At 43.2% G+C, this 12,120-nt stretch carries 14 protein-coding genes; 7 read left to right on the top strand and 7 right to left on the bottom strand.

Translation table 11 applies throughout. The features are described from left to right. Window positions 1–53: 53 nt before the first annotated feature. Together QY309_08395 and mscL are read left to right on the top strand one after the other, a co-directional pair. Window positions 54–338 carry a DUF4174 domain-containing protein gene (locus QY309_08395; GenBank protein ID WKZ61500.1) on the top strand — a complete coding sequence of 95 codons (285 nt, stop codon included), beginning with the start codon at window positions 54–56 and terminating at the stop codon, window positions 336–338. Between the two features lie 48 nt (window positions 339–386). Further along, window positions 387–755: a large conductance mechanosensitive channel protein MscL gene (gene mscL, locus QY309_08390; GenBank protein WKZ61499.1), complete on the top strand. Its 369-nt coding sequence runs from the start codon at window positions 387–389 to the stop codon at window positions 753–755. A 51-nt stretch (window positions 756–806) separates the two neighbouring features. On the opposite strand, the gene QY309_08385 is transcribed toward mscL, so the two are convergent. Continuing rightward, window positions 807–1,199 carry a response regulator gene (locus QY309_08385; GenBank protein WKZ61498.1) on the bottom strand — a complete coding sequence of 131 codons (393 nt, stop codon included), beginning with the start codon at window positions 1,197–1,199 and terminating at the stop codon, window positions 807–809. A 24-nt stretch (window positions 1,200–1,223) separates the two neighbouring features. After that, window positions 1,224–2,111, bottom strand: a complete 888-nt coding sequence (locus QY309_08380; GenBank protein WKZ61497.1) for a 3-hydroxybutyryl-CoA dehydrogenase — start codon at window positions 2,109–2,111, stop codon at window positions 1,224–1,226. Between the two features lie 40 nt (window positions 2,112–2,151). On the opposite strand from QY309_08380, the gene QY309_08375 reads away from it, so the two are divergent. Further along, window positions 2,152–2,637: a hypothetical protein gene (locus tag QY309_08375; GenBank protein WKZ61496.1), complete on the top strand. Its 486-nt coding sequence runs from the start codon at window positions 2,152–2,154 to the stop codon at window positions 2,635–2,637. Here the strand turns inward: QY309_08375 and QY309_08370 are convergent. From QY309_08370 to QY309_08360, 3 genes are all read right to left on the bottom strand, one after another. After that, window positions 2,634–3,041, bottom strand: coding sequence for an ArsC/Spx/MgsR family protein (locus QY309_08370; protein WKZ61495.1), 408 nt, complete (start codon window positions 3,039–3,041; stop codon window positions 2,634–2,636). The genes QY309_08375 and QY309_08370 overlap by 4 nt on opposite strands. 73 nt (window positions 3,042–3,114) lie before the next feature. Beyond that, window positions 3,115–3,501: a hypothetical protein gene (locus QY309_08365; GenBank protein WKZ61494.1), complete on the bottom strand. Its 387-nt coding sequence runs from the start codon at window positions 3,499–3,501 to the stop codon at window positions 3,115–3,117. Next, the gene (locus QY309_08360) at window positions 3,461–4,690 is read right to left on the bottom strand and encodes a sterol desaturase family protein (GenBank protein WKZ61493.1); all 1,230 of its coding nucleotides are present in this window, start codon (window positions 4,688–4,690) and stop codon (window positions 3,461–3,463) included. Before QY309_08360 ends, QY309_08365 begins: the two co-directional genes overlap by 41 nt. 38 nt (window positions 4,691–4,728) lie before the next feature. On the opposite strand from QY309_08360, the gene QY309_08355 reads away from it, so the two are divergent. The 4 genes from QY309_08355 (at window position 4,729) to QY309_08340 (ending at window position 10,438) form a co-directional block, all read left to right on the top strand. Further along, a complete protein-coding gene (locus tag QY309_08355) occupies window positions 4,729–5,157 on the top strand; it encodes a hypothetical protein (GenBank protein ID WKZ61492.1) in 429 nt (142 codons plus the stop codon). A 166-nt stretch (window positions 5,158–5,323) separates the two neighbouring features. Further along, window positions 5,324–7,225 carry a DNA topoisomerase IV subunit B gene (locus QY309_08350; GenBank protein ID WKZ61491.1) on the top strand — a complete coding sequence of 634 codons (1,902 nt, stop codon included), beginning with the start codon at window positions 5,324–5,326 and terminating at the stop codon, window positions 7,223–7,225. 108 nt (window positions 7,226–7,333) lie between these two features. Continuing rightward, entirely contained in the window at window positions 7,334–10,210 is a 2,877-nt protein-coding gene (locus QY309_08345; protein ID WKZ61490.1) for a DNA gyrase/topoisomerase IV subunit A, read from the top strand. Between the two features lie 39 nt (window positions 10,211–10,249). Continuing rightward, window positions 10,250–10,438: a hypothetical protein gene (locus tag QY309_08340; GenBank protein ID WKZ61489.1), complete on the top strand. Its 189-nt coding sequence runs from the start codon at window positions 10,250–10,252 to the stop codon at window positions 10,436–10,438. A gap of 161 nt (window positions 10,439–10,599) precedes the next feature. On the opposite strand, the gene QY309_08335 is transcribed toward QY309_08340, so the two are convergent. Beyond that, entirely contained in the window at window positions 10,600–11,070 is a 471-nt protein-coding gene (locus tag QY309_08335) for a hypothetical protein (GenBank protein WKZ61488.1), read from the bottom strand. Further along, window positions 11,070–12,107, bottom strand: a complete 1,038-nt coding sequence (locus QY309_08330; GenBank protein WKZ61487.1) for an AAA family ATPase — start codon at window positions 12,105–12,107, stop codon at window positions 11,070–11,072. The genes QY309_08335 and QY309_08330 overlap by 1 nt, the downstream gene beginning before the upstream one ends. Window positions 12,108–12,120 lie beyond the last annotated feature (13 nt).

Here is a 12,120-nt window from a genome sequence, read left to right as displayed (position 1 = left end):
ATTTACGCAAACATCATTCTCCCGGTATAGAACGGTTTATATTTTCTACACAGATGACATTATCATTAAATCAACAATTGGAATGGCTTTCAGCTGAAAAGGCAGGTTGTGATGAACGGGATATACAAATTCTCAAGGTTCACATACAAAAAGTCGCAAAAAGTGAACTTGATAGGTTTTCGGTTAATGAGAAGTTTACCGTAGTGCTTATGGGGAAAGATGGTACAGAAAAGTACCGCAGCGAAGAACCTGTACCAACAAAAACACTTTTTGGGCTCATTGATCAGATGCCCATGCGACAATCAGAACTGAAAAGAAAGGGTGTTAGTCCTTACTGATTTGGTCTTTTTTGTGTTACTTATAGCATAAATTAAACGACTTAATCTATGTTACAAGAATTCAAAAAGTTTGCCATGCGGGGTAACGTAATCGACCTCGCCATTGGTGTGATCATTGGGGGTGCATTCGGTAAAATTGTGAGCTCCCTGATTGACGATGTAATTACCCCTTTGTTATTAAAGCCTGCGTTGGATGCCGCTCAATTGAGCGAACTGAGTCAGCTTACGCTATGGGGTACGGTAAAATATGGTAACTTCTTATCGGGTGTGCTTAATTTTGTGATCATTGCGTTTGTTTTGTTCCTGATTGTTAAAGGGATCAATGCAACCAAAAAGAAAGAGGCCGCGGCTGCACCACCAGCACCACCTGCCGATGTTCAGTTGCTTACGGAGATAAGAGATCTGTTAAAGAAATAAGTGATAATACGCAGTTCGTAATTAGTCGTTGGTGTAAAAATCAGCGACTAATTATTGCTTTTGCTCCCCGAAGTACTTCATCAGGTATTGCAAAAGTTTTCGCATTTCAAAGGGCTTAACCATGTGCTCATTCATACCGGCATCGATTATTTCGGCCGTATGTTCAGGAGTTCCGTAACTGGTTAGCGCAAATATGGGGATCTTCTTAAAGTAGTCATCCCGTTCATCCCGTATCCAACGGACCGCATCAAGTCCATCTTGTTCAGGCATGTTAATATCCATGATAATAAAGTCGAACTCTTTTGATTTTAATGCGCGAAGCGCCTCTACACCATTGCCGACTGCTTTATTTCGAATGCCTTGTCCGTCCAGCGCTTTTTGCATAATTAGCTGAAGGATATCATCATCCTCGACAATCAACGCGTAGAGGTGTTGGAAGTGCATGGGTTGTAAAAGACGTACTGAAAGTTACTGAAATCTTTCAGCAACTTTTAATTCTTTGCTTCCCGGTGTATACGCATAGAAACCGCTGCCAGTTTTTACTCCTTTGTGCCCGGCCTGTACCATGTTAACCAGTAATGGGCAAGGTGCATATTTAGGATTGCCGAAGCCATCATGCAATACGTGCAGGATTGAGAGGCAAACATCCAATCCGATAAAGTCGGCTAGTTGAAGCGGCCCCATAGGGTGGGCCATTCCCAGCTTCATAACGGTGTCAATTTCAGTTACACCGGCAACGCCTTCATACAAGGTGTAGATAGCCTCATTGATCATGGGCATCAAAATCCGGTTGGCCACAAAACCCGGGTAATCGTTTACTTCAACCGGAACCTTCTCCAGCATTTTGGAAAGGTTCATGATGGTTTGCGTTACCGCATCGCTGGTGTTGTAGCCACGAATCACTTCCACCAGTTTCATCACCGGTACCGGGTTCATAAAGTGCATACCAATTACCTTGTCCGGTCGCTTGGTGGCTGCCGCGATTTTGGTAATGGAAATGGATGATGTATTCGAAGCCAGGATGGCCTCTGGCTTGCTGTATGCATCGAGATCGTTGAATATTTTAAGTTTCAGATCAACATTTTCGGTGGCTGCTTCTACAATCAGATCGGCTGAAGCCACACCGGTTTTCAAATCGGTATAGGTGGTGATGTTGCTCAATGCTTTATTCTTCGCATCTTCTGTAATGAGTTGTTTGGAAACTTGTCTATCGAGGTTTTTGCCAATGGTAGCCAATGCTTTTTTAAGGGCGTCTTCTGAAATATCCACCAGGTTTACGGCATAACCGTATTGTGCAAAAACGTGCGCTATACCATTTCCCATCGTACCGGATCCAACTACAGCGATCTTTTTCATATCAATTAGTATTTTGTGGCGCAAAGATAAACTTTAGCACATGGCTGAAAAACAAAAACTCGCTCGTTTATCCTCACGTTTTTTGGGGCCATACCGTTGGTATTTGTACATTCTTTACATCGTTGCCTTTAACAGCATTGCTATTTTATCGATCCGAGTGGGACGGGGATTCGCTGTTATTCAGACTACTGTTTATGGATGGATGTTTTATAGAGGTATTCAGATTATTGGAAGGTTTCAACAGGTTTATTTCGACCAGGAATTCCTGTATGTTTATCAAAATCAGCAGGATTATATTATTCCGTTGGAAAACATTGAGTCAGTAGAAATCGAATCACTTGGAGGTGTATACAAAGTCAACCTTTATCATCCGGAACAATTGGGCAAGGAATTCTATTTCAAAACATCTTTACTCTATCCGCTAAACGCAAAAAAGAAAGATGCACTGGTAAACGTGCTTCGAAAGAAAATCGATCTGGCTAAATCGAAGCGTCAGGTTTTTCAGCGCAATGCATTAATGAGTTAATCGTCTCGCTTCAGGTGTGGCAATACTTTGCTGGCGCTTTTCGGAGTGCCCAGTTTCAGAATATCAGCCGGCTGATGACACACCACCGCTTTTCCATTAAAAATGGCTATCGGGTTTTTGATGAGTTGCGGATTGTGCATGATCACGTCCAACCATCCCGTCATGGTATAGGTTTGTGTGCCCACTTTGGTTTTGTAATCCGGGTGTGACTGATCCAACAAATCCTGTGGTTCAACACCTAATTTTGTAATCACTTCCTTCCAGTAGGTGGGGCCTAGTTTCTCATTCAGCGAATCAACTTCATTAATATGGCTGCAGATGTCCAGCGCCATAGCCTTGGTTTTCTTTCCATCCGAAGAATTCGGATTGTACAATAGAAACATTTCGTTTGGGTGATATTGCATAGTTGCCGGGTTTTAATCAAACGATCAAGGGAACTTGAAGATACAAAAAATCAAACGCAAATAAAATGGCCTGTCACTCGATGGTCACCTCATTCGCCAAACCCATGGCAGTAAAGCGCACAATCAACTTTAAAGGAACTTCAGAAGGTGTTGAACAGTCCGGGCCGGCCGTAACAAAATAGGTATAAAATTTCTGGTTGCGCTTGTACAGTTCGTTTTGATCGGGTCGACCCATAAGTTTGATAATCTGCTTCTCGTTAAGCGCAAGCAGTTTGTCTTTTTCATTTCGGATGGCTTGCTCCATGGCTGATCGCTTCCCGGTACAGCCCTGGGTATCGGCTTTCCATTCCTCGAGGTTAACGGCTTCAAAGGTGGGCAGGGATTTTCCACACGCGACTAAAAAGACGAAAAGGATCAGGCTAAGCCAGTTGAACGGCCGCATGTTTTTTGGTAACGACATAAAACCAGGTAAATGAAATGAAGAAATAGCCGATACCAATAACATGGTACCATGCGGGAAGGTTGAGGAAATAGGTGACAGCTATTAACAAAGCAGGGTAGAGGATGATGCGCAACCATTCCGACCATACTACCCACTTTCGGTTTTCAAACAGCACACCACAATTCACAACGGTTAAAGAAATCAAAACGGTTATGAAGGCCTTTTCGCCCAATGAAAACTTGGCAGAATTAAATAAGAACAAAGCCGTTGCCACCAAACATAATGTGTATTGAAACAATACATAGTAATTCAACAGAATGGGTGCCGGTGTGTCGTACTTTTGATAGGTGGCTTTATCTACTTGCGGTGCAGCCCGGTATCCACCCATGTAGTCGGGTAACCATCCGGGTTTTTTGAATAAATATTTAATGCGATCACTCCATTTTGGAATTTGCTTCATGTCTTTACCCATCTCGGCATAATGACTGATGTTTGCCCAGATGGGATTCCAACTGTTAATGGGTTTCGTGATGCCATAAGTGGGACGTTCTTCTTCTTCCTGAAACGTGCCGAACATTTTATCCCAAATGATCAGCGTACCTGCGTGGTTTTTATCGATGTACTTTGGATCGCGCCCGTGATGCACGCGGTGGTGGGAGGGCGTGTTGAAGATGTATTCGAACCAACCCATTTTATTGATCGTTTCGGTATGAATCCAAAACTGGTATAACGTTATGAAAGCCGACATCAGGGCGAAGTCGAGGGTTTTAAAGCCGATAAACGCAAGCGGCAGACTAAACGCAAACGTCCACACTACTTGCAGGGAACTTTGACGAAGTGCAACCGACAAGTTATACTCCTCACTTTGATGATGCACCACATGTCCGCCCCAAAATAAATTGATTTCATGGCTCATCCGGTGCGCCCAATAGTAAGCCATGTCAGCCAGCAGGAAAAGCATCAACCAATAGAACCACGTACGTTCAAGTGTGAAGAAGGCAAAGTGCTCAAACAGAAACTGGTAGGCACCAATCGCAAATATTTTCAAAAACAATCCGGACAACTGACTGGTAATGCCGCAGCTCAGGTTGGCGATCGCATCAGGCAGCCGGTAAAGCTTCTGGTGTGTGAGCCGCTCCACAATCAGTTCAATGCCCATCAGGATGAAAAAGATGGGTATGGAAAGCACAATCGGGTTTATGTTCAAGGTGTTTTGTTGTTTATTTGCGGCACTAATTTACGAACATGATTCTAAAAGTTTTCAGAGGGGTATGGTTTCTGTCGCTTATGGCGGCTATGGCAAATTTGATGTATGTGTATGCCGGTTTGCCCGAGCAGGTTGTGGTGCAAGAGGAGGGAGTAAACACCACGGCCATCAGTAAAGAGACGGTATTTTATGTATGGCTGGCCGTACTGGGTATTGTAAACGTGCTGGTGTATGTATTTGGCAAAAAGCTGGTGCCCAGCGAAGCATTACGAGCCTGGTTTACGGGGCTGATCATAATCCTGAACCTGTTCTTCATCATCGCCTTTAGTTTTATCGGCCTGTATAATAGCAGTGAAAGTTTTGATTTCAGTCGTGCGGGATTTGTGTTGTACATCAGCCTGGGTTTGATCGGGGCGTGGGTTGTTGGCGGAGCGATTTACGGAGCAATAAAAAAATTTTCCGCCTGATTTTTTAGTTATAGAACACTTCTTCTATGCGCTATCAATCAATCACTTATGGTATGAGAGTTTATAAATTTTTGCAATTCAGCATTTTCACGATATCGTTGCAGTGATGCGAAATTTCGCGTTATTGGCAGATAACCTCATTTTTTAAACTGGTTTTTAAATTTTTATGGCTAAAGCTTCTAAACCTGAAAAAGCCCCCAATGTGTTTGAGTACAACGAAGCCAGTATTAAATCGCTCGACTGGCGGGAGCACATCCGGCTCAGGCCGGGGATGTACATTGGTAAGTTGGGCGATGGAACCGCAAAGGATGATGGAATTTATGTACTCGTAAAGGAGGTAGTCGATAACTGTATCGATGAGCACATGATGGGGTATGGAAAGACCATCGACATTACCATAACCGAAAAAGGCGTTACCGTTCGCGACTATGGCCGCGGCATTCCGTTGGGTAAGGTGGTAGATGTAGTGTCTAAAATCAACACCGGTGCCAAATACGATTCAGGGGCTTTCCAGAAATCAGTAGGATTGAATGGAGTAGGTACCAAGGCAGTAAATGCTCTTTCCAATTATTTCAAGGTTCAGGCGTTTCGCGATGGGCAGACCAAACTGGCTGAATTCAAGAAGGGCATTCTGACCAGCGATCCGAAGGTAGCAAAAACCAAAGAACGCAACGGCACACTGGTTGAGTTTGAGCCGGATAACACCATGTTTAAAAACTACCACTTCATTCCGGATTATCTGGAAGACCTGATGTGGAATTATGCGTTTTTGAATGCGGGCCTTACTATCAATTATAATGGTAAGAAGTTCTATTCCAAAGACGGGTTGCTTGACCTGCTCAAGCAAAAAACAGAGCCTGAAGAAATCCGCTACCCGATTATTCATGTAAAGGGTGATGATATAGAGTTTGCGCTTACGCATGGCAATCAGTACGGTGAAGAATATTACTCGTTTGTTAACGGACAAAATACCACACAGGGTGGAACACACCTCGCTGCTTTCCGCGAAGGCATGATTAAAGGTGTGCGTGATTTCTATAAGAAAGATTTTGATGCTTCCGACATCCGCGCCAGCGTAATTGCCGCCATTGCGGTACGCGTGCAGGAGCCTGTGTTTGAATCGCAAACGAAAACGAAGTTAGGCTCCGTAAACATGGCACCAGATGGACAATCGGTGCGGTCGTATGTAGGCGATTTTGTTGCCAAAGAGCTTGAAATCTACCTCCATAAAAATCCTTCGGTTGCCGATGCCATGCAAAAGCGCATTTTGCAATCGGAGCGTGAGCGCAAGGAGATTGCTGGTATTAAAAAGCTGGCCAACGAGCGTGCTAAAAAGGCCAACCTACACAACAAAAAACTGCGCGATTGCCGCTTTCACTTCGATGAGAAAGACGAGCGCGGTTTCGGTTCCATGATCTTCATTACCGAAGGTGACTCGGCCAGTGGGTCGATTACCAAATCAAGAAACGTAGAAACCCAAGCGGTTTTCTCGCTGAGAGGTAAGCCGTTAAACTGTTTTGGCTTAACCAAAAAAGTGGTTTATGAAAATGAAGAGTTCAACCTGCTTCAGCACGCATTGAATATTGAAGATGGGTTGGATGGCCTGCGTTACAACAAGGTGATCATCGCCACGGATGCCGATGTAGACGGCATGCACATACGCTTATTGCTGATGACGTTCTTCTTGCAATTCTTTCCCGATTTGGTGAAGGCCGGACATGTGTTCATTTTGGAGACTCCGTTGTTCCGCGTACGCAACAAGAAGGAAACCATTTACTGCTACAGTGAAGAGGAGAAGCAAGATGCCATTAAGAAATTAGGCAGCAAACCCGAGATCACCCGCTTCAAGGGATTGGGCGAAATTTCTCCGGATGAGTTCGGCAAGTTTATCGGAGAGAACATCAGGCTGCAGCCCGTGCAATTAGACAAAGACAGTCACTTGCGCGAGGTGCTGGAGTTTTACATGGGTAAAAACACACCCGATCGTCAGGATTTCATCATTGATAACCTGAGGATTGAACTGGATAAAGTTGAATCCCTTGAAGAAGAATTAGAGGAACCAGCTTAGCGCCTCCGCGACTTTGCGGTTAAAATATCCGAATGTAATCGGAACCGCAGAGACGCCAAGACGCCAAGCTACCGCAAAGAAGAAAAAGCTTAAGTACTGTCGTAAGAGATGAGCAAGAAAAAGAAAGCTGTAAAAGCACCTGAAGTAAAAGGCAAAAGCAAAAAGGACAAGGATGGGATCATTTCCATTGGTGTGGATGGCCTGTACCAGGATTGGTTCCTCGATTATGCCTCATATGTAATTCTGGAGCGTGCCGTACCGCGCATTGAAGATGGCTTCAAACCCGTGCAGCGCAGGATCATGCACTCACTGAAGGAGATGGACGATGGCCGCTTCAACAAAGTGGCAAACGTAATCGGTAATACCATGCAATATCACCCGCATGGGGATGCAGCCATCGGGGAGGCGATTGTAAACATCGGTCAGAAGGACATACTAATTGAAACCCAGGGTAACTGGGGCGATGTACGCACAGGCGATAGCGCTGCTGCACCTCGCTACATTGAAGCCCGTCTTTCCAAATTTGCGTTGGATGTGGTGTACAACGCCCAGACAACGGAATGGCAGCTTTCGTACGATGGCCGTAAAAAAGAGCCCGTTACGCTTCCGGTTAAGTTTCCGTTGCTATTGGCACAAGGTGTTGAAGGTATTGCGGTGGGCCTTTCTACTAAAATCCTTCCCCACAACTTCTGTGAGCTGATCAAAGCTTCCATTGATGTACTGAAAGGCAAGAACCCTAAAATCTATCCGGACTTCCCAACGGGCGGTATTGCCGATTTTTCTGAATACAACCAGGGATTGCGTGGTGGAAAAATAAAGGTGCGTGCAAAAATTGAAATAGCCGATAAAAAGACACTTGTAATCAGGGAGATACCGTTTGCTACCACCACTACTTCTTTGATGGAATCCATCGTAAAAGCCAGTGAGAAGGGGCAGATTAAGGTAAAGCAGGTGGTGGATAATACCGCCAAGGATGTAGAAATTCAGATTAACCTGCAGCCGGGGCAGTCGCCTGAAGTGGCCATGGATGCCCTGTATGCCTTTACAGATTGCGAAATCAGCATTTCGCCCAACGCATGCGTGATTGTGGAAGACAAACCGCAATTCATGAGCGTAAACGACATCCTGAAATACAACACCCAGCAAACGGTAAAGCTGCTGAAACAGGAGTTGGAGATCAGAAAGGCCGAATTGAAGGAGAAAATCCTGTTTTCGTCATTGGAGAAGATCTTCATCGAAAACCGAATTTACCGCGACATTGAAGAATGCGAAAGCTGGGAGGAAGTGATTTCTACCATCGATAAAGGCCTGAAACCCCATAAAAAGAAGTTTTATAGAGAAATCACCACGGATGACATTGTTCGCCTTACGGAGATCAAGATTAAGCGCATTTCCCGCTACGATTCATTCAAGGCTGATGAGTTGCTTAAAGATTTGGAAAAGCAGCTGAAGGAAACGGAACACCACCTGAAGCACCTGACCGATTACGCGATTTCGTATTACCAGAATCTGTTGGATAAATATGGTAAAGGTCGGGAACGCAAAACAGAGATCAAGAGCTTCCAGTCGGTAACCGCAACGGAAGTAATTGCCATCAACCAGAAGTTGTATGTAAACCGTTCGGATGGCTTTGTAGGTTATGGATTAAAGCGCGATGAGTTTGTATGCGATTGCTCCGAACTGGATGACATCATTGCCATCCGCAAAGATGGTAAGGCGCTGGTGAGCCGCATCTCGGAGAAAGTCTTTATGGGTAAAGATATTTTGTATGTGGGTGTGTGGAAGAAAGGGGATGACCGCATGGTGTATAACCTGATTTATTCCGATGGCAAATCCGGAAAAGGTTTTGTGAAGCGCTTCACCATGCCGGGCGTTATCCGTGATAAAGAATATGACCTCACGCAAGGTCATCCGAACTCGAAGATTCATTACGTAACAGGTAACCCGAACGGTGAAGCAGAGATTGTTGAAGTGAAGTTATCGCAGTCGAGTACAGCGCGTAAAAAAATATTTGAATTTGATTTTGCCGATCTGGAAGTGAAAGGTCGTGGTGCGCGTGGTAACATTCTTACCAAGTATCCCATCCGTAAAGTCGACTTCCTGCAAGCGGGTACTTCAACTTTAGGCAAACTGAATTTGTGGTACGATGCTGATGCCGGTAGATTGAACAAAGATGAGCGCGGCAAATACCTCGGTAAGTTTGCAGGCGAGGATCAGATCATTACCTTCCTGCGCAACGGTTCCTATCGCATTACCGGGTACGACATCACCACCCGTTTCGATCCGGAGAAAACGTTGGCCGTGGAGAAGTTCAATCCCAAGAAAGTGATCTCGGCCGTGTACATCGATGGGGAGTCGAAGCAGCATATGGTGAAACGATTTTTGATTGAAACCAGTACAGTCGATAAAGAATTTGGGTTTATCTCTGAAACTATCGGCTCTCGCTTAGTATTGGTAACTACAAGCGATACACCTGAAATTGAACTTGAGTTAAGTAAAGGAAAGGACAAAAAGAAGGTTACCGAGGTAGTTAACCTGGAGGATGTGGTGGATGTGAAAGGGTGGAAAGCTCTGGGCAACCGACTCAGTCAGTTTAAGATAACCAAGGTGCATTTGCCTGACGAACCTGAGGACCAAACACCTGACGAAGCTGACGACACCGAGGCGACCGAAACCGGAAAGGGTATTGACCCCGATAGCTATCGGGGAAAAAAAAAAGAGGAAACGGAGCCCGAGCAAGCCAGCCTCTTCGAAGAGCCCAAAAGGCAAAGCCAGGAAGACAGCAACCAAAGCAACAAAAAAGCCAAGCAAAAAGTCGAGCAGGCAAGCCTCTTCGGGGAAAGCAAAAGTCAGCAAGAAAAAAGCAAAGAAGAAGTAGGTAAAGACGAGACTAAAAAACCTCGGCAAAAGAAAACGGATAAACCCAACGATTCAAAAGGCGGTAAAGCCTTTGGTGTAGGGGAGACGATTGAGTTGGAACTTTGATGGGATAAATGTTTATCTTTGACTAAGATCTTTATCGTCATGGGTAAGACTATTCATATCAGCAGAAGAATAAAGAAGGAAGATTTAGCCAAAGCTGTTGAACGCTTATCAAAGAAAAAGCGGCTCGATGCTCGAAAGTTTTGTGGTCTTGTTAGGTGGAAAGAAGATGCTCTTGTTGCTCAAAAACGTATGAGAAATGAGTGGGTAATGAATTATGGACACACTTAATGAGTAATTGTCCATTCACCTTTAAAGTAGAAAAGACGGGACAGAATTTAATGCATGACGCCTTAACAATCCAGATTGGCATGCTCATGGCAAGACAGTAAATGAAGTCTTGGAAAACCTAATGGCTGCTGTGCAATTCTATCTTAATAAATTGCTCGATACTAATAATTACCAGAAGAGATAATGCTTTTTAAATGCACTAAACCTTGGTTTTTCTCTTTAAGTAGATCTGTCAATAAAGCTTCAAATTTATCCAACTTTTCGTTTATAATTTTATGTAGATGATAACCATCAGGCTCCAGTGAATAATCTCGTAAATCGATTTTTGATGAATTCGCTTGCCTAATTATCCACTCCTCAAGCCTTGGCTTAATAATGATTAAGCGAATTTGCATTTTTGTGACAGACCATTCTTCAATATCAAATTTAGCCTCGGATATTTTTGTGTATTTCGAAAAATAACCAGCATTTGCGGTACCCGGATCTTCATCAACAATCCCAATAGCTCCACGATTTCGATCTAAATAACTCAATACCCTCGCTTTGCTTGGTTGATGTGTTACATTTTTCTTGGTGAAGCCTAAGGCTCTTACTAAGGCCTCATCTGGTTTACATTCTACTACAATATCCATTAATCGAGCAGCTTATCAAGGTTAAAGTAAAAATCAACACCTTTGTTAAGAAGTTCAGAGAGCCTGCTTGGTGATATTTGATGAACCTTTGTTTGATAATCTTCCATAGTAGTCACAAAAACGGCTAACTCCTCAATTGGAGTTTTACTTATCAATGAATCTAGTAAATAAGGATTGTGCGTAGCTATGAAATATTGATTTTGGGAATCAAAAGCAATCAACTCAGCAAGCTGTTTGGTGTACATTGGGAATGTATTTGATTCAGGCTCATCTAAAACTAATACAGAGCCTTTATTTGTTTCGATTATCAACGTGTAGAAAATGATTCTTTGAAGGGTCTCTGAAATTGATTGATAGGGATAGGCATAGAGTTCATCATTAACATCTTTTGCCATACTAAAGTCATTTTCGGTTGGCTTTAGCATAAGTCTAAAGCCCTTCGCTTTAAAGATTGTCCGTATCCTTTCTTGGTATCCTTTATTTGAGATCAGTAAGGAGGGAATATTTTCACCAAATGGAGGATTAAGAAATGGTCTAAAGTTAGATTTAAAATCCTTTAATTTTTTAAAAGTATAAGTTTTAAAGGGGCTATCAAGAATACCAGAAGGTGTATCAATTTCACCGCTAAATTGTAGCCGAAAAAAAATACTATTTGATAGCTTACCCAACTGTTGCTCATTCCATACTGAATTCAGAAAGTCCTTATCAATTGTTGCTGGATAAATAAGCCCTTCTAAATGGTTTAAAAGTGCACCATTTGTATTTCTGGCATATCTTAAAATAAAATTAAACTTGGATGTTGATATTTCAATCGGATTTGAGGCATCAAAGTCATAAAAGAAATCAGTAGCTGTCTTAAATCTGAAAATTTCAGGGAATACCCTTTGGTCGAGTGCGTTTACTGAAAACCAAGTTAAGGCTTCAAGAATATTGCTTTTACCGGAATTATGTTCACCGATAAAGACATTGATTCTTTTAGTCTCTATGTTCAAAGACTTTATCGATTTAAAATTCTTTATTTTAAGATTTGAAATCATGTTTTATTCACTT

It is taken from the genome of Cyclobacteriaceae bacterium (assembly GCA_030584025.1).
Lineage (GTDB): Bacteria > Bacteroidota > Bacteroidia > Cytophagales > Cyclobacteriaceae > UBA2336.
The sequence above is the reverse complement of the archived record's forward strand: the minus strand, read 5'-3'. Positions and strand labels throughout refer to the sequence as shown.